The sequence below is a fragment of the Phormidium tenue FACHB-1050 genome (assembly GCF_014696925.1).
GTDB lineage: Bacteria > Cyanobacteriota > Cyanobacteriia > Pseudanabaenales > Pseudanabaenaceae > Pseudanabaena.
The window spans coordinates 1-21,961 of the sequence record NZ_JACJQY010000066.1 but is presented as its reverse complement, the minus strand read 5'-3'; the positions used below and the strand labels follow the sequence as shown (position 1 = coordinate 21,961).

The 21,961-nt window shown below is 41.6% G+C and carries 20 protein-coding genes; 11 read left to right on the top strand and 9 right to left on the bottom strand.

Going from position 1 to position 21,961, the window contains the following annotated elements:
- Nucleotides 1–107: 107 nt before the first annotated feature.
- Nucleotides 108–260 carry a hypothetical protein gene (locus H6G05_RS23610; RefSeq protein WP_190582205.1) on the bottom strand — a complete coding sequence of 51 codons (153 nt, stop codon included), beginning with the start codon at nucleotides 258–260 and terminating at the stop codon, nucleotides 108–110.
- Between the two features lie 187 nt (nucleotides 261–447).
- Nucleotides 448–678 carry a hypothetical protein gene (locus H6G05_RS23605; RefSeq protein WP_190582203.1) on the bottom strand — a complete coding sequence of 77 codons (231 nt, stop codon included), beginning with the start codon at nucleotides 676–678 and terminating at the stop codon, nucleotides 448–450.
- Between the two features lie 724 nt (nucleotides 679–1,402).
- Here H6G05_RS23605 and H6G05_RS23600 point away from each other — a divergent pair.
- Together H6G05_RS23600 and crtR are read left to right on the top strand one after the other, a co-directional pair.
- On the top strand, nucleotides 1,403–3,124 hold the full coding sequence (locus tag H6G05_RS23600; protein ID WP_199310741.1) for a response regulator: 1,722 nt from the start codon (nucleotides 1,403–1,405) through the stop codon (nucleotides 3,122–3,124).
- A 563-nt stretch (nucleotides 3,125–3,687) separates the two neighbouring features.
- The gene (gene crtR, locus H6G05_RS23595; RefSeq protein ID WP_190582201.1) at nucleotides 3,688–4,572 is read left to right on the top strand and encodes a beta-carotene hydroxylase; all 885 of its coding nucleotides are present in this window, start codon (nucleotides 3,688–3,690) and stop codon (nucleotides 4,570–4,572) included.
- Nucleotides 4,573–4,731: 159 nt separating this feature from the next.
- Here the strand turns inward: crtR and H6G05_RS23590 are convergent, their stop codons facing one another.
- The 6 genes from H6G05_RS23590 to H6G05_RS23565 form a co-directional block, all read right to left on the bottom strand.
- A complete protein-coding gene (locus H6G05_RS23590) occupies nucleotides 4,732–5,028 on the bottom strand; it encodes a DUF760 domain-containing protein (RefSeq protein WP_190582199.1) in 297 nt (98 codons plus the stop codon).
- Nucleotides 5,029–5,161: 133 nt separating this feature from the next.
- Nucleotides 5,162–5,533 (bottom strand): single-stranded DNA-binding protein, encoded by a 372-nt coding sequence (locus tag H6G05_RS23585; RefSeq protein WP_190582197.1) that lies wholly within the window; start codon nucleotides 5,531–5,533, stop codon nucleotides 5,162–5,164.
- Between the two features lie 90 nt (nucleotides 5,534–5,623).
- Nucleotides 5,624–7,291, bottom strand: coding sequence for a DUF1565 domain-containing protein (locus H6G05_RS23580; RefSeq protein ID WP_190582195.1), 1,668 nt, complete (start codon nucleotides 7,289–7,291; stop codon nucleotides 5,624–5,626).
- Nucleotides 7,292–7,478: 187 nt separating this feature from the next.
- Nucleotides 7,479–8,330, bottom strand: a complete 852-nt coding sequence (locus H6G05_RS23575) for a carbohydrate ABC transporter permease (RefSeq protein ID WP_190582193.1) — start codon at nucleotides 8,328–8,330, stop codon at nucleotides 7,479–7,481.
- A gap of 56 nt (nucleotides 8,331–8,386) precedes the next feature.
- The gene (gene blaOXA, locus H6G05_RS23570; protein ID WP_190582191.1) at nucleotides 8,387–9,250 is read right to left on the bottom strand and encodes a class D beta-lactamase; all 864 of its coding nucleotides are present in this window, start codon (nucleotides 9,248–9,250) and stop codon (nucleotides 8,387–8,389) included.
- Between the two features lie 295 nt (nucleotides 9,251–9,545).
- The gene (locus H6G05_RS23565; RefSeq protein ID WP_190582189.1) at nucleotides 9,546–10,451 is read right to left on the bottom strand and encodes a carbohydrate ABC transporter permease; all 906 of its coding nucleotides are present in this window, start codon (nucleotides 10,449–10,451) and stop codon (nucleotides 9,546–9,548) included.
- A 150-nt stretch (nucleotides 10,452–10,601) separates the two neighbouring features.
- Here H6G05_RS23565 and H6G05_RS23560 point away from each other — a divergent pair, with 150 nt between their 5' ends.
- Both H6G05_RS23560 and gcvP read left to right on the top strand, forming a co-directional pair.
- Nucleotides 10,602–11,513 carry a GGDEF domain-containing protein gene (locus tag H6G05_RS23560; protein ID WP_190582187.1) on the top strand — a complete coding sequence of 304 codons (912 nt, stop codon included), beginning with the start codon at nucleotides 10,602–10,604 and terminating at the stop codon, nucleotides 11,511–11,513.
- A gap of 181 nt (nucleotides 11,514–11,694) precedes the next feature.
- A complete protein-coding gene (gcvP, locus tag H6G05_RS23555) occupies nucleotides 11,695–14,667 on the top strand; it encodes an aminomethyl-transferring glycine dehydrogenase (RefSeq protein ID WP_190582185.1) in 2,973 nt (990 codons plus the stop codon).
- A 112-nt stretch (nucleotides 14,668–14,779) separates the two neighbouring features.
- Here the strand turns inward: gcvP and H6G05_RS23550 are convergent, their stop codons facing one another.
- A complete protein-coding gene (locus H6G05_RS23550) occupies nucleotides 14,780–15,820 on the bottom strand; it encodes a phycobilisome linker polypeptide (protein ID WP_190582183.1) in 1,041 nt (346 codons plus the stop codon).
- A gap of 436 nt (nucleotides 15,821–16,256) precedes the next feature.
- Here H6G05_RS23550 and H6G05_RS23545 point away from each other — a divergent pair, with 436 nt between their 5' ends.
- The 7 genes from H6G05_RS23545 (at nucleotide 16,257) to H6G05_RS23515 (ending at nucleotide 21,870) form a co-directional block, all read left to right on the top strand.
- Complete coding sequence (locus H6G05_RS23545; protein ID WP_190582181.1) at nucleotides 16,257–16,880, top strand: phospholipid scramblase-related protein; 624 nt, start codon at nucleotides 16,257–16,259, stop codon at nucleotides 16,878–16,880.
- A 12-nt stretch (nucleotides 16,881–16,892) separates the two neighbouring features.
- Nucleotides 16,893–17,645: a biotin--[acetyl-CoA-carboxylase] ligase gene (locus tag H6G05_RS23540; RefSeq protein ID WP_190582179.1), complete on the top strand. Its 753-nt coding sequence runs from the start codon at nucleotides 16,893–16,895 to the stop codon at nucleotides 17,643–17,645.
- Nucleotides 17,646–17,654: 9 nt separating this feature from the next.
- Nucleotides 17,655–18,707 (top strand): M23 family metallopeptidase, encoded by a 1,053-nt coding sequence (locus H6G05_RS25495; protein ID WP_190582177.1) that lies wholly within the window; start codon nucleotides 17,655–17,657, stop codon nucleotides 18,705–18,707.
- Nucleotides 18,708–19,103: 396 nt separating this feature from the next.
- The gene (locus H6G05_RS23530; protein ID WP_190582175.1) at nucleotides 19,104–19,679 is read left to right on the top strand and encodes a Uma2 family endonuclease; all 576 of its coding nucleotides are present in this window, start codon (nucleotides 19,104–19,106) and stop codon (nucleotides 19,677–19,679) included.
- Nucleotides 19,680–19,743: 64 nt separating this feature from the next.
- A complete protein-coding gene (locus H6G05_RS23525) occupies nucleotides 19,744–20,370 on the top strand; it encodes a DUF938 domain-containing protein (RefSeq protein WP_190582173.1) in 627 nt (208 codons plus the stop codon).
- Between the two features lie 141 nt (nucleotides 20,371–20,511).
- On the top strand, nucleotides 20,512–21,585 hold the full coding sequence (gene bchI, locus H6G05_RS23520; RefSeq protein ID WP_176453082.1) for a magnesium chelatase ATPase subunit I: 1,074 nt from the start codon (nucleotides 20,512–20,514) through the stop codon (nucleotides 21,583–21,585).
- A gap of 84 nt (nucleotides 21,586–21,669) precedes the next feature.
- Complete coding sequence (locus tag H6G05_RS23515; RefSeq protein ID WP_190582171.1) at nucleotides 21,670–21,870, top strand: hypothetical protein; 201 nt, start codon at nucleotides 21,670–21,672, stop codon at nucleotides 21,868–21,870.
- Nucleotides 21,871–21,961 lie beyond the last annotated feature (91 nt).

Here is a 21,961-nt window from a genome sequence, read left to right as displayed (position 1 = left end):
AATAATCATGACTGTAGATGTGCTTTTTCTTTTTCATCTACTTTAGGCAGTTTGTATCTCTTTTACTCTGCCTTTTTTCCTTTTTTAGTCTAAACTCCAGTCTCTGCTTACTTTTCCGAAAATGAAACCACCCTGCCTTCTCCTTTGTTATGAGCGGCTTGTTGCATTAATTCTGTCATTTGAGCAAATGTTTCTCTTGGTACTCCAAACAACCGTTTAAATTCGGGGGCTGATAAATTTTTACTGGCTTCGTATTTCATTGCTTGTTTTTAGAGTTATTACTGATGTTACGTGGAACCCTCATCCCCCAACTCCTTCTCCCGCAGGAGAAGGGGAGCAAAACCCATATTATTTTCTTGTCCCCTCTCCTACGGGAGAGGGGCTAGGGGTGAGGGCTTTACAGACTTCCACGTAACACCAGTTATTACAAAAATCCTTAGATCTCTATCATTTTTTCGGTTCTGCAAGAGGTCTAACCATGAGGGTGATGCTTTCATAGTCCACTTCAAAGTCTCGAAAAAAACTCTGTAATCTCTTATAGTTCGATTCAACTTTGGCTTTGCCGCTAAATCCTGTGGCGATTTCTGCTAGATTTACTGTCTTTACTCGCGTTAGCGCGATTAAAAATATGGACACAAAGGCTAGTCTTGCTGAATTCCATTGCGGATGTTGCTGCAATTTTCCGCGGAATAGGTCAATCTCTTCCTTAGGGGTTTTACGAGTGATGTGGTTATTTTTTATAAAACCCCTTCCTCTCTACTTTTGCAACTTTTTGTCCTGTACTTTTGTCCTGTACTAAGGTCAACATCATAGCCAGTAATTTCCTGCCATAGCTGAGTGAGCGGATTGATCTGTTCATTCTCTTCTGGTAAAAAACCTTGTTCCCCTCAAATTACAAGGTCAGCTTTATTGGATTCCTGACTACTATTAGTACTATTTAGATAATTTGATGGAGTACAACTTGCTATTCCCAATGCTCCCAAAGATAGCTTGTTAAAATGCCGTCTATTTAACATAATAAGTTGGTACAACAAGTTAACATCTTATTAATAACGTAGTAAAATAACACGTAATTATATGTAATTGTTATGAATAACTATTTTGTGTATAGAGATTTCAAGAAACTATTTATCTTTTTTTATGTATCAGTTAGGAGATGTACTATAATCCAAACTCAAGATTCATAAGTGTGAAAGCTCTGTAAAGTTTATAAATTATTTCTATGGTTCTCGAAATATTTATTAGGTAATGGTAATGAGCCATAAATTCTATCTCTTAGCTCTGAAGTCATAAGGCAATCAAATCATCACAATTTTATGAGCGATTTTCCAATAGTTACATTAAAGCAGTGTTTTAGGAAAGAAGAATTTTGGGTTTGGGCAAATCTGAGCATCTCTAAATTATGAAAAATGAAGTAAAATCCATCTTAGTAGTTGATGACGAAATTGAAATTCAAAGACTTTTTAAACAGAGATTTAGAAAAAGAATTCAAGCTAAAGAACTAGATTTTGTATTTGCTTCAAATGGAGTAGAAGCAATAGAAATTTTGAAACGTTCCAATTCTATATCTATGGTTCTAACTGATATTAGGATGCCTGAAATGGATGGTTTATCCTTAATCTCAAGATTGTCAGAACTTGATCAGAATTTAAAAGCAGTAGTAGTTTCCGCCTATGGCGATATGCAAAACATTCGGATGGCGATGAATTATGGCGCTTTTGACTTTGTAACTAAACCCATTGACTTTGAAGACTTAGAAATTACTATCAATAGAACACTTGCTTGTGTAGCTAATTTACAGGAACAACAAAAAAAATTGGAAGAAGCGATCATACAGGTGCGATCGCTCGAATTAAAAGAAATCGCTCTTGCTCATGCTAAAGAGATGGCGGAAGCATCAAATGCAGCAAAGAGTGCTTTTTTAGCAAATATGAGCCATGAAATCCGTACTCCTATGAATGGTGTCATCGGAATGGCAGATTTACTGGCAACTACGAATTTGACAGAAGATCAGAGAGATTATGTGCAAGTCATTCGTGATAGCGGTAATGCACTTTTAACAGTCATTAATGACATTCTTGATTTTTCTAAAATTGAATCAGGAATGCTTAAAATAGAAAGCCGATCTCTAGTTTTAGAAGACATTATTCGCTCTGTTTGTGAACTTTTGAGTAAACAAGCGAACGACAAAAGCCTCAATATCCACTATTCAATTGATCCTGACATTCCTAATGAACTATTAGGTGATGCCTCGCGGATTCGTCAAGTTTTAATCAACCTTTTAGGCAATGCCATTAAATTTACCATCCAAGGTCATGTAGAGATCTCCGTTGCGTCTCGTTTATCCACTAGCGATCGCGCTAGTGGTAATGGTAATGAATTATGTGAATTAATTTTCACCGTTGCAGATACGGGCATAGGCATTGAATATGAGCAACTAAATTTATTGTTTCAGCCCTTTACTCAAGCTGATTCTTCCATTAGTCGCAAATATGGTGGCACAGGGCTAGGGCTAGCAATTAGTAAAAGTTTGGTGGGGTTAATGGGGGGGGATATTTGGGTAGAGACCAATGGGCGGATCGGTGGCAATCCTCCTGATGATTGGACATTTAATTCTGAGTCTATACATATGCGAGGCTCCAAGTTCTACTTTACGCTCATGATGGAAGCTGTACCTACAAGAAGTAGCCAAACAGATATTAATCAAGTCATTCAACCAACTTTATCTCCTCTAGCTCAACCAAATCTTCCATTAGCTAATTTCCAAGTCCTTATTGCTGAGGATAATCTTGTTAATCAAAGGATACTTGCGTTATTTCTAGAAAGCCTTGGTTATAGCCCAAAGCTTGCAAACAATGGCTTAGAGGTTCTTGAGGCTCTCGACCAAAAAAACTATGACGTGATTTTTATGGATATTCAAATGCCTAAGGTCGATGGTATTACAGCGACTAGAAAGATCCGTCAAGATTTTAAACAACAACCTTGGATTGTGGCTTTGACAGCCAATGCTTTACCAGAAGATCGTCAATTATGCATAGATGCGGGGATGAATGACTTTATCACTAAGCCAATTCAGATTGAAGATATTGTGAATATTTTCGTGAGGTATAGCAACTCTAAGTAGTTTGCATATTTTGGTAAGTACACTGATGTTACGTGAAACTTTGAGATTGGGGCTTGGAGACCAAGCCCCTACCTTTACAAATATGTAGGGATTTGGTCTCCAAATCCTCTTTTATACCAAAACACAAAATGGCGTAGCCATTTTGTGTTTTTAAAACCCTTACTGAGTTTGGTTTTCGATTCACGAAAGTGTGGCAACACTTTCGTGAATTGGTATTATAGCTGCCGTCGATTGTGTTAGGACAAAAGCAAAACCCAAGAAGAGAATGGCGGAGCGAAGCGCCGCCACTCCTCTTTTAAATAGGTTAGGTCAGTGAGCATTCTTAACACCGAATAAATTATAAAAAGCTCGTAAAGCGAGCTTTTTATAATTTATTCGGAATCCGAAAACCGATCGCGGCAAAATCAAAGTTGCAATCTCGCTCTATTATCGGTAGCATAGGGGATAATAAAAAATGTAATAAAACGCAACAATCAAATATCTTTGGATTTTGCAACTGGCAAGCCCCAAATGCATATTTGGCTATAAAGAAAAGATAGGAAATTTGAGTAAGGAGTGACACAATGCAGCAGCAGGGCAAAGCCCTAACTGTTCCAATCGGTCTGATGGGTGCAGCACAGGGATTTAATCCAACAATACTACTGCTACTGGGTTCGATTGTTTTAGCAACTGCATCGACAACAGGGTATTGGGTATGGGGCTGGGCGCACTGGCTCGTATTTGTTTGTAATTTTTCGGCGCTTTATGTACTGGGAACAGTAATCCATGATGCTTGCCATAACGTTGCTCACCCCAATCGCATTGTCAATGCTGCGATCGGGCATATTGCCGCAATATTGCAAGGCTTTGTTTTCCCTGTATTTACTCGTGTCCACATGCAGCACCATGCCCATGTGAACGATGAGGAAGATGATCCTGACCACTATGTTTCGACTGGTGGCCCATTGTGGTTGATTGCCGCTCGCTTTTTTTATCACGAAGTTTTCTTTTTCCAACGTCGTTTGTGGAGAAATTACGAGCTTTTAGAATGGGCGATTAGTCGGTTGATTGTAGTCGCAACCATATTTGTTGGTTATCACTACGGTTTTCTTGGCTATATGATGAACTTCTGGTTTGTGCCAGCAGCCGTGATGGGACTTTTGTTAGGCTTATTTTTTGACTATTTGCCGCATCGTCCTTTTGTTGAGCGATCGCGCTGGAAGAATGCCAGAGTTTATCCAGGAAGATTTTTAAATGTCTTGCTATTAGGTCAAAACTATCATCTAGTTCATCATCTTTGGCCGAATGTACCTTGGTACTACTACGAGAAAGCTTATTATCAAATGAAGCCTTTGCTTGATGCCAATGGATCACCGCAAACCTTAGGGATTTTCAAAATGCCTGATCTAGCTGGTTTTCTTTACGATGTGTTCTTAGGTATTCGTTTTCACAGTCATAAGCACAAATAAAAAAGGGAGCGCTAAGCGCTCCCTTTTTTATTTATATGAGGACATAAAACCAAAGAAGAGAATGGCGGCGCGTAGCGCCGCCATTCTCTTCCTTGGTTTTGCTTTGGCAGCTATAAAAAGCTAGGTCGTTGCAAAGCGCTGGCTTTAACTTTTTGGGGGCTATAGTTTATCCAAGGAATGGTCTAGCTGCATTCTCGTTTCCATTTGGCGGATAAAGTAACCTGTCATCATTGCTGAGCCGATCAAGCCTGCTAAGTTTTCACGATCGGTGGTGATACTGACATTAAAGTGCTGTGGAGGCAAGATACCTAGCAAGTTTTGAATGTTTTGGTTGATGATCTGCTGCGCTTCAGGACTAACGGACTGAGCTACAGTTGCTAGAGTTTCAGGTGATTGATTTTTGAGATAATCGAGTAAAAGGTTGTTGGAGGAGTTTAGCTCGCCAAGGTTAAACATAATCGGTTCTCTACATCTTCAGTGAAAATATCTAGATATATTCTTACTGATGAGATCGCTGAGTTTTGGGTAGGAAAACCGTATTCAACCGAATAAAAAATATTAAAAGCCTTGCTAAGCAAGACTTTTAATATTAAAAATCGTCGTCATAGCTGCCGCTACTACTGCTAGCTGCTTCATTATCTTTGCGAGAACCAAGTAGATCTAGGCGATCGACACGAATTACAGGTTTTTGCCGCTCGTCACCAGTAGTGCGATCGTTCCAACGGTCAAATTTAAGTGATCCAGATATGCCGATTAAGCTTCCTTTTTTGACAAAATTTTTGGCGACTTCGGCGGTTTTGTCCCACATTTCTAAGTCAAACCAATCGGGTGGATCATCACGATTGCTGGTATTACGATTAACTGCGATCGTAAAGTTACAGACCACTTTGCCAGACTCAAAATATTTAACTTCAGGATCACGTCCTGCACGTCCAACTAGGTGAACTTTGTTTAAGGTCATAGGACAATCATCAAAAAAGATTTAGATATCTGCATTTTATAGCAAAACCCCAAAATAGAGGCGACACTTCGTGTCGCCTCTATTTTAGAGCTATGGATTAATTGACTCAATCCTTGCCGATAGACCTTGTTGCGCGAGGCGAGAAACTTGGACTTCAGCGATACGCCGATCGCTATAGGCTCCAATCTGCACTACCAAATAGCCATTGAGTCGAGACGCAAAGGAATTTGGCACAATTTGACGTACTTGAGCAACAGCATTAGGTGAAGAAACAGGCACTACCACACGATAACGAGGTGGGGTTTGAGGTCTAAAGCTGGTATTAGCCAGCGGCGCAATTTGGATCGGTTGATTAACGGGTTCGCCGCTAGGAGGACTAGATCGCACGGGTGGCAAACTATTACTAATCTCAGGATTAGCAGGTATGGGAGAGTTAAAACTCTTAGGTGTAATTCTAATGATTACAGAGGTAACAGGCTCGTACCAGAAAGGATTATTTGCTTGATTGCCTTGATTGATGCTCGAAGATGTCGATCTAACCAATGCTGGCGGATTATCAAGAGGAGGCGCAAGATTCATGGGCTGACTGGTAGCAATCTGTTGTTCTAGTTGTTGGTTGATATTGGCAAAGCGATCGCTTTTGGGCGCAGTTGGAAAGGGCTTACTTACAGCCGCAGCATTTACCGTTGTCACATTTGTCGAAGGACTTCTAGTAAGACTATTAGCAAATAAATTGGATGGCGGACGCACAGCCGATAATTGCAAATTTCCCTTCACTCTTTTAATGTCCAATTGATTGCCAATCACAGCAACCGCATTACGGCTGACGTTTTGCAAATCGAATGTGCCATTTCCCTGAAAAGTGTTGTTACCATCATCGTTAGGCTTGCCCAGATCTGGCTTGGCAGTATCAGAAATGGTTACGCCATAGGCTCGATTATTGACGATCGCATTACCGCGTAAAACTGGCTTGGCATTGGATTGGATCAGGAGTCCATTTTGATTTTGAGTAAAGGTGTTTTCTGTGATTTGCGGAGCCGCATCTTGGCGAATACTCATCCCAAAAGTAGTTTGCTGAAAGAGATTGCCACGAATATCTGGACTGGCTTCACCCTCGATCGCTAAGCCACTAGTTCCATTGCGAAAGAATTGATTTGCAGAAATAATCGCCGTTGATTTGCCCGTAATTAAGCCACCATCTTGCTGATTGTCAATAAAAGTATTATTGGCGATCGCAGGACTCACATTTTCAATCCACAGTCCATAACCTCTAGGATTAGGATTGGTGACAGTCACACCCCTCAATTCTGAACCATCGCCAAGAGCGATCGCCACATTTTGAGGAAACCCTGATCCTGTGCGTAAGGTTCCCCCGCCTAAAATTATGATGCCTTTTCCCTTAGTCGCTTCGCTACCTCGTAATGTCACATTAGGGCGTAGTCGCATTGGGAACTGCTCACCCGTAGCACTGCTGTAGGTTCCATAGGCTAGCTGAATAATCTGTCCAGTCTGAGCGCGACTCATTGCATAGGTAACTGTCTTGAAAGGTGCAACAGTACTACCTTGTTCAGGGCGATCGCTACCTGTTTGGGGATTTACATAGATGATATTTTGGGTAATCGCTGATGAGCTTGGCGATGTCTGTGATTGGGCGGCAACAGGGGAGGCGATCGCTAAGGTTGGGGACAAGATTGCGATCGGAAGCAAATAGATCAGGTTTTGAAAAATAAAGCCTTGAAATGTCTTACAGATGCTCATTTTTATGTACGGATTGCTTCCCTTAAATTTGCTGAAGTTGCTGAACAGGACAGTAGGCAGGCTGACTGAAAATATTAAATCTATATTAAATTTAAAACTCAAGTCTTAAGAATCATAAACTACCCTAAGTTCAAAACTATGGCAAGAGCAACAAATCAAAGGATAAATACGACGCGCTGCGTCGTATTTATCCTTTGACTCCAACACTAGCTTCGGTAGGAATGATGTAGCGTTGCAGAAATACAAACACGATAAATACGGGCAGCATCGAAATCGCAGAACCTGCGGCAATTAAACGCCAATCCTCAGAGAAGGCACTTGCCAGACTAGCGATCCCCCTCGGTAATGTATAAAGCTCAGCCTTATCGACGATCACCAAGGGCCATAAAAAATCGCCCCACATTGCGACAAAGGTAAATACAGCAAGTGTTGTTAGTGCAGGACGTGCCGCAGGTAACATCACATGCCACCAAATCCCCAAACTAGAGCAACCATCCATTCGCGCCGCTTCTTCCATTTCTTTGGGAACGCTTTGAAAGGCTTGGCGCAGGAGAAATATGCCAAAAGCTGAAATTACATAGGGGAAAATCAAGCCAGCATAGGTATTTTTGAGGTTTAGCTGCACCGCCAGAATATAAAGGGGAATCATCGTAATTTGAAACGGAATCATCGTTGTGCCAACGATCGCCCAAAATATAGAATCTCGTCCTTTGAAATCTAGTCTGGCAAGGGGAAAGGCCGCGAGGGAGCAGAATAGCAAATTTAAAATTACGGTGATGCTAGAAACAAAAAAGCTATTCCAAAGATAAAGATCAAAGCGGGAATTTTTCCAGACCTTGAGGAAATTCTCAAAGGTAGGCTGGGCGGGTAGGAGTTGTGGTGTCGCCTGAAAAATATTTTCGCTAGGTGATTTAAAAGCAGTACTTACTAACCAGAGCAAAGGAAATATGGTTAACGTGGCGATCGCAATTAAAAGCAGAAATTGCGGAATATTTTTGAGGATATTCAATGATGATAGTTTCTGGGTCTTATTTTTCATGATATTAATACTTATAATTTTGAAATGGGGGAAGCCCACCTAAAAACTGCTGGCTTTTATTTGGCAATGAGTTGTAAATCGCTAAAAACATCAAACAAAATCTTTTTACGGATAGGAATCATTTCAAAGTTAGGATCTTGATTTTCAAAATTTAAGGCATAAAAATAAACGTTGTTATCTCGTTCTATATAACCAACATACCAACCAATATTCTGCATTCCATCAACATTAGTTCCCCAACCAGTCTTACCTCTAAGAATATAATTATCTTTACGATCAATTAGCATGATGTCTTTCACCGTTTTCATCACAGAAGGTGAAAATGGCAAATCCTCTTGATAAAGTCTGATGAGAAACTTGATTTGCTCCTCTGGCGAAATTCTCAAATTACCATTTAACCAAAAAGAATCAATCTGGTCTGAGATATCTTGATTGCCATAGTCAGCAGCTTTTATATATTTAGCCATTCTTTCATTCCCAATCCGTCGCGCTAAGTCTTGATAAAACCAAACAACCGATCGTGTAAAGGCTGTTCTCATATTTTGATCTTGATTCCACAAAGGAAATCGACGTTGGACTCCATCCCAGAGAATTACGGTATTTTCATCTGCGATCGCTTTAGTTTCTAGAGCAACCAATGAGTTAAATATCTTAAATGTGGATGCAGGAATAAAGCGTTTTTGACAATGTTGAGAGTTATAGCGAATATAGCGATCGCGTTTTAAGTCATACAAAATAAAACATCCTTCAGATTTTGCTTCTTGAAGGTTTTGAGCAAGATTTCGAGAAAATTGCGATTGAAATTGTGGCTGAATTATGGGAGTTGTTTTTGATGAAGTTCTTGATAGTAAAGTAGGTAAATTAATTCCTATAGGAATTCCAAACAAAAAAAACATTAATGCAAGTTTTGACGTAAACATAATATTTCTAAATTATTAATACTAATTAGTCAAGAATCTTTCAGTTGAAAGTCCTTAATATCAGCTCCTTTATAATCATCAATTTTTATTCCTAGTTTTTTAAGCATATCCTCAATTTTTTCAATTGTAATACTCTCTGTGTCTATGTCATAACGTCTATATAGCAACGTAAGAGATAGCTAAACCCAAAAGATTAGTGGCAGCGCAAAGCGCTGCCACTAATCTTTTGGGTTTTATGTCCTAAGCAAAACTTACATTGCTATAGATAGACACTGCTGGGCTAGGAGTTATGATTTTAGCCAATTGATTTGGCTGGATTAATAAATTTAAAAGTCAAGATCGAAATAATAAAAATAATCAGAAATAAAAACACCCCGATCGCTGACGCATATCCCATTTCTAAACTCGTAAAGCCTTTGTCATATAAATAATAAACTACAGTCTTTGTACTATTCGCTGGGCCACCTTGAGACATTATATAAACCTCTTCAAAGACCTTCATTGCTCCAATCGAAGAAATGACTGCTACGAGAATAATGTAAGGCTTCATTAATGGAATCGTAATATCTAAATGTTTTTGCCAACCGTCAGAACCATCGATCGCAGCCGCCTCGTATAAATCTGCGGGAATCGCCTGTAAACCTGCTAAATAGATGACCATATAGTAACCAATCCCTCGCCAGATTACTACCGCAATAATCGCGAAAATGGCGGTTTTGGGGTCAGTTAACCAAGGGATTTTAATATCTTGAAATGAAATCGTTGACAGAAAATAATTTAAAATTCCATTTTGAGCATAAACCCATTTCCAAGCAATACCAGCGACAACCACAGAAACAATCACTGGAAAATAATAAATGGCTCTAAAGAATTTAATACTTCGTAACTTTTGATTGACTAATATTGCGATAGCTAAAGGTAAAATTACAAGGCTAGGAACTGCAAATATCAAGTAAGTTAAGGTATTACCTAAGGTTTTCCAAAAAGTTTGATCTTTCCAGAGATTTAGATAGTTTTTCCATCCAATAAATTCAGGACTACCAACAAAATCATAATTGGTAAAACTTAAATATATAGCTTGGAATACTGGCAAAAATGATGTCAAGCCAAGAAAGGCGATCGCTGGTAGTAGAAATAAATATGGAGTCCAAGAAAATTTCTTACCAAAATTTTGCTTTTTGAGCTTGGCATTGGGCTTCATAGAAAATCACAAAAGTTAAGAGCTGTAACTAACTAAATAATGCTCTTTATCCTACCAAACTACTTGATCGGCTTCGCCATTAAATGCAGAACCCTAACGCCGAAAGGATTCATTGTTGAAAGCTTTGAATTGATATAATATAAAAATTTTATGGATAGTTATCAAATGTATTTAAAGCCCCTTGAGCGGACTATCTTAACGCTCTCTCGCCGAATTGGCGCACAAGGGGTTATTGCGCTGATTACAGCCGCCTCAGTCATCCTGTCTGTGCTGGCGACTCTTGCCTTGGTAGTTCCGCAGTTTTCTATGCAATATTCGCATGACCTCATACTGGTGGTCTCACTGATAATCGCCGTGACTATACCTTTATTGGTAGCCCCTATCACAGTGGGACTAGTTATGAGCATACTGGTTCGGTTAGACAATGCCTATTTGACTCTACTGAAGCTTTCCATCACCGATCCTCTAACTGGCGCAGCCAACCGACGCGGATTCTTTACTGAAGCGGCTGTTCGCGTCCAAAACCTGTATCATAACGATTCTGTTTTTGTGGGCATGGTTGATTTAGACTCCTTCAAAATTCTCAATGACAGTTTCGGTCATCAGTTCGGTGATGAAGTTCTCTGCGCGATCGTGCGTCGCTTGCAATTAGTTCTTGGTGAAGACATCGTGGGTCGGTTGGGAGGTGATGAATTCGCGTTCTTGATTACGGGTTCCCATATTAGAACCAGACAAGTTATGCAAGAAGTCCATACCCAATGCGACAGCTTCACATTGAGGATTGAAGGCATAGACGAACCGATTTTAGTCTCAAGCAGCATCGGAATGGTTCCGTGGTATCCAGAAGAATCTCTCGATCAGGTTTTGGCTCGTGCTGACAGGTCTCTGTATGTAAGGAAGCACCATATCAGAGAATCAGATAGCCTCAACTCAAGAAACCTTCCAGCCCTACATCATAAAGACAAGTCCAAACCCGATCAGAATCGTCGAAGAACAAAACGCATATACGCACTCCAGAAGAGAGCTTACTCGAGCAGGCAAGTTAATCAAGGGATAAATTAATGTCTTCAATACAGACAAATTAGAATCATCAATGTCTTCACATTCTTCAACTAGGGTGAGCCGTGTAGATTCATCGTCCTTGTCATCTGGAGGCGCGATCGCTTAACAAATTCAAGCAATGCTTAACACTTTGTAATAAATTTGTAATAACATAGGTATGTCTACACAAGTTATAAAATCTATGTTGGAACCTTCGCTCACCGTGACAACCCAAGATTCTTCGATCTCAGAAACATCCACAGAAACTAAAGAATTGAGGGTTCCAGCCTTTTCAACTAATGCTGAACATAATGACTATCTAGCGGACTGCCTCATTGATGATGCACTTGCTCCAACGGATAGCTTCGTGCGCCGCCACATTGGGGCAAGCTCTTCAGAAATTCAGCAGATGCTCATGGCGATCGGGTGCGACTCTATTGATGAAATGATCGATAAGACAGTGCCTGCGGCGATCAGAATTAAGCAGCCATTGCAACTAGGGGAAGCACGGGGTGAACATGAACTGTTGCAGGAATTGAAGGCGATCGCCTCGAAAAACCAAGTTTGGCGATCGTACATTGGAACTGGCTATTACAACTGCATTACACCGCCAATTATTCAGCGTAATATTTTAGAAAATCCAGGGTGGTATACGCAATATACTCCTTACCAAGCCGAGATTGCTCAAGGTCGATTGGAAGCCTTGCTCAATTTCCAAACTATGATTATTGACTTGACAGGCTTAGAGATTGCTAATGCTTCCCTTTTAGATGAAGGAACTGCTGCTGCCGAAGCGATGACAATGGCGGCAGGACTTGCCAAGAACAAGGGGAACAAGTTCTTTGTATCCAGTGATTGTCATCCACAGACGATCACAGTTGTTAAAACCCGTGCTATTCCTTTAGGAATTGAAGTGGTAATTGCTAAACATGACGAACTTGAATTTGACAAAAATTACTTTGGCGCTCTTTTGCAATATCCTGCTAGCGATGGTGCAATTTATGACTACACCGATGTAATTGCTCAAATTCATGCTCAAGGTGGTTTAGCGATCGTCGCCGCAGATTTATTAGCACTCACATTGATTAAATCACCTGCTGAATTTGGTGCGGATATTGCGATCGGTAGCGCCCAGAGATTTGGAGTTCCATTTGGTTACGGGGGGCCACATGCCGCTTATATGGCAACCAAGGAAGCTTACAAGCGCCAAATGCCAGGACGCATGATCGGTGTTTCTAAGGATGTGCATGGTCGTCCTGCTCTACGTTTAGCCCTCCAAACCCGTGAGCAACATATCCGTCGAGATAAAGCAACTAGTAACATTTGTACGGCTCAAGTTTTGCTAGCAATCATGGCGAGTATGTATGCCGTTTATCATGGAGCAGAAGGATTAAAGCGCATTGCTCAGCGAGTAAATCTCCTAACCGCAACGCTTGCCAAATCCCTAGAGAATTTAGGGCATAGGGTTACACATCAAGCTTTCTTCGATACAATTTGCATTGAATTAAAGGGAATATCTAGCGATGAAATCAAAGCTAGAGCCGCCACCAAACAGATTAATCTTAGGTACTTAGCAGATAATGCGATCGCAATTAGTCTCGATGAAACTGTCTCTAAACAAGATTTAGCAGACCTAATTGAGATTTTTGCAGATGAAGAAACTGCGATTACTACCAATTCCCAATCACCAATTCCCAATCACCTAACCCGCACTTCCCCCTATCTCACCCATCCAGTATTTAATTCCTACCACTCCGAATCAGAACTACTGCGCTATATCTACCGACTCCAAGCTAAAGATTTATCGCTGACTACATCGATGATTCCCCTTGGTTCTTGCACCATGAAGCTCAACGCAACTTCGGAAATGCTTCCTGTCACATGGGCAGAATTTGGCAATATTCATCCCTTTGTGCCATTGGAACAAACCCAAGGCTATCAAATTCTATTTGAACAATTGGAAGCTTGGCTTGCGGAAATCACAGGCTTTGCAGGAGTATCGCTACAACCAAATGCGGGATCTCAAGGAGAATACGCAGGTCTATTAACAATTCGCGAATATCATCTACATCGCGGTCAAACTAATCGTCATATTTGTCTGATTCCCACTTCGGCACATGGTACAAATCCCGCGAGTGCAGTCATGGCTGGGATGAAAGTCGTCACCGTAAATTGCGACAATGAGGGAAATATTGATGTAAATGACCTCAAATCAAAAGCTGAAAAACATCAGCATGAACTTGCTGCCCTGATGGTTACCTATCCTTCGACACATGGCGTATTTGAGGAATCAATTAAGGATATTTGTGACATCATCCACTATTACGGTGGACAGGTGTATATGGATGGCGCAAATATGAATGCCCAAGTTGGACTCTGCCGTCCAGGGGATATCGGCGCAGATGTATGTCATCTGAATCTGCACAAGACATTTTGCATTCCCCATGGTGGTGGTGGACCTGGGATGGGACCAATTTGTGTTGCACCGCAGTTAGTTCCCTTTCTACCTAAACATCCTTTTAATGGAGAGCCTGAACAAACTACAATTTCGGCTGCTCCTTGGGGAAGTGCTAGTATTCTGACGATTTCATGGGTTTATATTGCGCTGATGGGAGCGAAGGGTTTAAAACTTGCTACCGAAGTAGCGATCTTGAATGCCAACTATATGGCTCAGCGTCTTGCTCCGCATTATCCAATTCTTTATACAGGCAAAAATGGCTTAGTTGCCCATGAATGTATTATCGATTTACATGACTGCAAAGCGATCGCAGGTATTGAGGTGGATGATGTCGCTAAGCGCTTAATGGATTATGGATTTCATGCGCCCACAATGTCATGGCCAGTAGCAGGAACGATGATGATCGAGCCAACGGAGAGCGAATCGAAAGTAGAACTCGATCGCTTCTGTGATGCGATGATCTCCATTAAGCAAGAAGTCAATGCGATCGCCTCTGGTGTGATGGACAAGCTTGATAATCCACTCAAAAATGCTCCTCACACTGCGGAGACTCTATTAGCTGATGATTGGTCTCATACCTATACCCGCAATCAAGCCGCTTATCCTGCACCTTGGCTCAAGGAGCATAAATTCTGGACAAGTGTGGGACGCATCGATAATGCGTTTGGCGATCGCAATTTCGTCTGTTCTTGTTTACCAATAGAAGCTTATGAATAAATAAGTCAAGCTCTGTCTCTTCGCAACATCAAACCAAGATTTTTACAAAAGCTTTGCTTCGTAAAACTTTTGTAAAAATCTTGGTTTAGGTTTGAGGGCAAAGCGCTACAAATTAAATTTTGGGTTTCCGTTGCGATCGCGTTGCTGTATCACTTTTAAGCTTGTTAAAACCACTACCTGATTTACTAGAGGTTTTAGACTTTTTCGACTTAGATGGTGGCATTGGTACAGCCGATTCAATTGTAATTTCTACTTTTGATACTGGCTCAGTTACCTCGAAATCATTCTCCACAGATGTTTCCAGCATAGGCTCTAGAGTGCTATCTAGAACAGCTTCAGTAACATGATCAGAAGTTAGTTCAATCTGTTTTAGATCTTGATCAGAACTATTACTAGTAGCCGAATCTGAAATTTGCTCTGGAGAAATTTCGGGAATAATCTCCACAACAGGCTCTGGAACAGGAACAATTTCAGGAGTAATCTCCATAACAGGCTCTGGGACAGGAATAATCTCTACAATCGGCTCTGGGGTGGAGACAATCTCAGCGATCGCTACTGTTTTTGGAGCTTGAGGGCTAGATTCCTTTCTGCTAAAACCATGAGCTTTAGTAGAAGTTCTAGACTTCTTAGGCTTAACTGCTGCTTTAGCAAGAGGCTTTGAATTCTCCACAACTTGCTCCGAAATAGGTTCTGGAAAAATTTCGGAAATAACCTCTACAACAGGCTCTGGGACGAGAATAATTTCAGCGATCGCTACTGGTTCTTGAACTGGAATATTGTTGGAAGTATCAACAGAAACATCTTTAACGATAATTTCTGGGATGTCTTCTGAGATTTCCTCAAGTTCGACGGTTGGCGCGATCTTGATCGCAGGAGTTTTTTCAAGATCATGCTCTTGATCTTGAGCAGAATTCACCTCAGAGTTAATCCTTGGTAGATCAAGCTGAAGACGTTGAATAGATATATTGGTAATCTTGCCGCCAAATCTATGGATTGCTTGCATTCTTTTGGACAGGGAGCTATAGGGAACTGTAACTGTATTAGCGCCTTGCATCCTGTCGAAATGATTACCACCAGTAAACTCAATAGTTACACGTTGACTTGCATCAACATCTAAGTTTGGGCTTGCCAAATTAATATCTAAACTTTTCATATCAAACTCATCCTAGCGATCGCGGTTAGGCAACCACATGTCAAAAACTTTTTTAAATAATCTGTACAAGTATTCCGTAAAAATGTCTTTATAAACTAATTTTTTTGCAAAATATAGCTGTAATCACTTGTATGAGGACATAAAACCCAAGAAGATGAATGGCGGCGCGAAGCGCCGCCATTCATCTTCTTGTTTTGATTTGTCCTAACACAAGTGATTACAGCTATATTAACCCCCTCAGCAATTCTCATTATAAAAATCGGTTTTTTGAAAGTCCGCCATTGGAGGACTTTCAAAAATCAATTTTGGTGTTTCCAGCGCCTTTGGCGCTGGAAACACCAAAATCGGTTTCATCATGATAATTGCTGGAATCACTGCATTTTGATCTTGCAAATTGGGATTGATGTATTCTGAAGGGTAGATCTTGCAAACAAATATGAGTATTTTCTTACAAACCCTCGCTCAAGCTAATGCCATTTATGTCAAACAAAAATTTGAACTGGCAGAAATATTTGGTTTTGAAACTCGCAACCGTTACCAAATTCACACAGATGATGGTCAGCAGTTTGGTTACTGTGCTGAGCCAAAGCTAGGTTTTTTAGATGCGATCATGCGTCAGTTTTTAGGCCATTGGCGGGTTTTTAATATTGTGGGAACTGATCTGCATAATCAACAGGTCTTTCGCGCTCATCATCCTTTTCGCTGGTTTTTTCAGCATCTGGATATTTTTGGTGCAGGCGATCGCCCTGTAGGAAGTTTGCAACAAAGATTCGCATGGTTTAACAAAAAGTTTGATTTTCTCGATACTAGGGGTCGAGTGATCATGACGATGAATTCACCAATTTGGAAAATTTGGACATTCCCCATCAAAAAAGGGGAGAAGGAAGTATCCGTAATTGAAAAGAAATGGACGGGATTATCTAAAGAGCTATTTACTGATGCTGATAACTTTAGGGTGCGATTTATCGATGCAAAATTGACTGCTGATGAAAAGTTGCTGTTACTTGCTGGCGCGGTGTTTACCGATCTTTTATACTTTGAAACTAAAGCTTCTTCATAGTTAAAAATTACTTTGAATTTTCAGATTATCCGTTACGAAGAAATTGAGTCCACTAACAGTGAAGCTTGGCGCTTAATCGATCGCCTTAATTCTGACGAAGCTCAAAATGGCAATCACCCCCCTGATGTTGATTGCCATACTGTAATCATTGCCAAACGTCAGACCAAAGGGAGGGGGCAACGCGGGCATAGTTGGCAGTCAGATTTGGGTGGATTATTTATGTCGGTGATTTTGCATCCCAATGTTGCCGCCGCCAATGCTCACCAAATTACACTCTGGTCAGCTTGGGGCATTGCCAAAGCCCTTAATGAAACGGGGGCAAATGTCAAGCTCAAATGGCTCAATGATCTCTTAATCGATCGCCGCAAATTGGGAGGTATTCTCACCGAGACAAGGATCGAAGGTGACAAAATTCTTTATGCGGTGGTGGGGATCGGACTTAATTGGACAAATGATGTGCCTGAAGGCGCGATCGCTCTGGGTGAATTGCCAACTACTTTGTCAAGTATGGATGAACTGATTGAGGTGGTGCTAAAAGGTGTGGAGCTAGGTCAAACTCGAAGCGATCGCGAAGGAATTATGGGCATTTTGGCGGAATATTTGGAGATGCTCAGCGATAAAAATGTGCGTCAAATGATTAATGGGCGGGAACTTCAAGGGCAAATAATCGACATTAGACCAACAGGCGAACTGGTAGTAAGATGGGAGGGCAATTCCCAAAACGCAATCTATCAGCCCCAAACTTTTTCTGTCGGCTATCAGTAGAATTAAAATATGCGAAAATCAACAATCTCAAGCATCACACTGGCTACACTGCTCTGCCTCTCCACAAATAACTACTTTCTAGTTGGCTCAGCATATGCCGCGTCCAAATCGGCTGTATCACCTGATATTGCAGTTTCTCAACCTTCTGTGTCAGCCCCTCAAGCACAACCTCAACCTGAGATTGCTCCTGCACCGAACACCATTGAGATTCAAAGCGATCGCATTAATAACTCGGCTCCAACTAATCAGCCTGTAATTAATGTAGAAAAGCGCGACTCAGTGCAAGTTAACATTGAGTCTCCTAACCCCGCTCCCAAAGCAGTAGTCAAGCGATCTTCGCCAGTCGGACAGCCTGTTGAAATTGTCTTGGAAAATCGATCCACTGGTTGTAAATTCAAAGCTAGTAGTCTTTTAGAACGTGATGCTGATCTTTGTAATCCAAAGGCGATCGCCTCTAGAAATAATTCTCAGAACAATTCCCAAAACTATTATCAAAATGGCAAGGTTCTCTATGCTGCGGCTTCGGGTGACACGGCTGTACAAGTGCGCCGTCTAACGGAGAAAGAAATTGCCGCGATGAGCTTGCCTAGCAATGGTGACAAGCAAATGCTGTTCCCCTTGATCGCTCCATCGATAATTAGTTCGATATTTGGGACTCGCGTGCATCCTGTCACGGGGCAAGTTCGCTTTCACCAAGGTACAGACTTAGCGGCTCCTGAAGGCACACCTGTAGTCGCCGCCTTTAGCGGTCGTGTGGAAATCGCAGGCTGGCTCGGAGGCTATGGCTTAATCGTGGTCATTTCCCATGGTGATACCCATGAGACGAGATATGCTCACTTGTCTGAGGTCTTAGTCAAGCCAGGGCAAGAGATCAAGCAGGGTAATGTAATTGGTTTAGTTGGCAGTACAGGGATGGCAACTGGCCCCCACCTGCATTTTGAGATTTGGCAAAAGATGCAAGATGGACTAGTGGCGATCGATCCTACGCCGCAGTTGATGCTTGCTATGGAGCAGTTGCAAAAGTATCTCGCCCAATCACCTAAATCAACCAATAAAGCTTAAAAGAAGATTTTATAGCGCGGCAAAGCTGCGCCAATAAATCTTCTTTTAAGGATTAAAAAACAAAATGGCGTAGCCATTTTGTTTTTTTGTATTATACCAAATCACTTAGATAGGGCGACAGATGGGATTTTCACACTCTAAATATTGGTTTGGGTTTACGAGCATTTTTTAATAACCATCTGTCGTCTTTACTTTGTGTTTTGGTATTAGGTAAAAATGGAAATAGGAGATCGCCTATTTTTGCTCTCTATAGCTGTCGTCGATTGTGTTAGGACAAAATCAAAACCCAAGAAGAGAATGGCGGCGCTTCGCGCCGCCATTCTCTTCTTGGGTTTTATGTCCTCATACACTTGGCGACAGCTATATAATCAAACCATATAGCATCGGAGAATAAACATGGTAACAACAATAAAAAAGCCACAAACCCTCTCCCTTGAAGAATTTCTTGCCCTTCCTGAAACTCAACCTTCCAGTGAATATGCTAACGGAATCATCACCCAAAAAGTTATGCCCAAAGGTAAACACAGCATAATCCAAGTTGAACTAGCCTCAGCCATTAATCAACAAACCAAACCCAAAAAATCTGCCTATGCCCTCACTGAGTTACGCTGCTCTTTCGCAGGTCGCTCCATTGTTACTGACATTGCCGTAATTCGTTGGCAAAATCTACCTCTCGATCCCGATGGTGAAATTAGCAACCAATTCAGCAATCCCCCCGACTGGATTATTGAAATCCTCTCGCCCGATCAATCTCCTCTTTTAGTTATTGAAAAAATTCTTTTTTGCCTAGCTCACGGCAGCGAAATTGGTTGGCTCATCGATCCTGCTACTAAATCCGTGATGATCTTTCAAAACGGCTCCACCCAGATATACTTTGCCGAAACTGAATCCCCCCAGCCTTTACCTATCCTAACTGACTTAGAAAGTTGGCAGATTACCGCCAGCGATATCTTTGCTTGGTTGAGAGTTTAATGATCGCGATCGCGCAATATGATGATTTTGCCTCATCCATCAATATCATCCCTGAACAGAAACTATGCAAGATGCTAGACAATATGCGCCAGCCACATTGAGAAATCGCGAAGCGATCTTAGAAACGCTATTGCAAATTTTGCCACCTACAGGAAATATTCTTGAAATCTCCAGTGGCACTGGAGAACATGCCGTCTACTTCGCGCCACACCTTCAACCGCGCCAATGGATACCCACTGACCCTAACCCGATCGCAATTTCCAGCATCATTGCTTGGCAAAAATATTATCCATCGCCTAATCTCCTTGCACCAATAACGATTGATGTGACTGAATCCGATTGGCAAAGAGATCCACAGTTACAAAATCAAGACATTCAGGCGATCGTCAATATCAACATGATTCATATTGCGCCTTGGACAGCTTGCCTAGGACTAATATCTGGGGCAAGCAAGATTTTGCCAGAGGGCGGACTCTTATATCTTTACGGTGCATATAAACAAAATGGCAAGCATACTGCTCCTAGCAATGCTGACTTTGATGCTAGCCTACGCAATCAAAATCCAGAATGGGGCGTTCGCGATCTCGAAGCAGTAATTGACGTTGCCATAGCACAAAACCTTGTGCTGCAAACAGTACAACCTATGCCAGCCAATAATCTCAGTGTGATTTTTCGGAAAACAATAGAGTGAACAACGCCGCTAAGCACTCTACTGTTTTGGTCTACTCTAAAAGAAGAGGGGAACACTAAGCGTTGCCCCTCTTCTTTTGGGTTGTGAAAAGCTGTATATTGGCTAGAGTGACATATTTATCGATACAAAATTTAAAAAACCTTGATTGCAACTCCCATTAAACCAACTGTAACGACAAGACGACCTGTATTTCCTTTCACCGCCGTGATCGGACAGGAAGAAATGAAGCTCGCCCTGTTGCTCAACGTCATCGATCCCAAAATCGGTGGGGTGATGGTCATGGGCGATCGCGGTACGGGCAAATCCACCACCGTTCGCGCCCTTGCCGACCTCCTTCCCGAAATCGAAGTTGTTGCTGACGATCCATTTAGCAGCCATCCCACCGATGGCGATCTCCAAAGCGAAGAAGTACGCCGCCGCGTTGCCAATGGAGAAACCTTACCTGTAACCACCAAACAAGTAATCATGGTGGACTTACCTCTCGGCGCAACTGAAGACCGTGTGTGCGGCACAATCGACATTGAAAAGGCTCTATCAGAAGGTGTTAAAGCCTTTGAACTTGGACTACTAGCCAAGGCAAATCGCGGCATTCTCTACATTGATGAAGTTAACCTTCTCGATGATCACCTTGTTGATGTGTTGCTGGACTCTGCTGCATCAGGATGGAATACCGTTGAGCGTGAAGGTATCTCGATTCGTCACCCTGCCAGATTTGTACTAGTTGGTTCAGGGAATCCTGAAGAAGGCGAATTACGTCCCCAATTGCTCGATCGCTTTGGCATGTATGCTGAAATTCGAACTGTGCGAGAACCAGAACTACGTGTGCGAGTTGTAGAAGAACGCACTAATTTTGATGGTAATCCCCATGGATTTCTCAAGGACTATGCCTCTCAACAAGAAGAACTCCAAGCCAAAATCGTGAGAGCGCAAACACTTCTCAGTGAAGTTGATATTCCTCAAGATCTACGTTTGAATATCTCTAGGGTTTGCTCTGAGCTTAATGTTGACGGGTTACGTGGTGATATCGTCAGTAATCGTGCGGCAAGAGCGATCGCTGCTTTTGAGGGACGAAAAGAAGTAGAAGTAGATGATATCAAACGAGTTATCGGTCTATGCTTGCGTCACCGTCTCCGCAAAGATCCCTTGGAGTCGATTGATACTGGTTATAAGGTTCTCAAAACTTTTAATCAAGTTTTTGGAATCGAAGAAGAATAGAACTAAAAAGAGTGAAGCAATGCTTCACTCTTTTTAGTTTAGAATTGTCCAATAATTTGGATTGGCTGGTGCGGAGAAAGACTTATGTTTTCTGATCAAGAGATTTCTCAAATTGCGGCAGAAATTGATGCTCAATTATTGGAGTTGCGATCGCTGTCTGGTGATACATCTCTAAAATCTGGTGATAAAGAATCGCAACTGGTTAAGCAAAATGAGGCGATCGAACAGGCTACTCAAGAACCTGCTCCTAGCTTTTTAAAAAATCTCGCTCATGTAGGGAAATAGGTGGAAGGAGGAAAAAGAAGACGACGCAGAAAGTCAAAATCAATCCAACGCAGATTGTATGACCACTCAAACATGGCTACATACAGATACA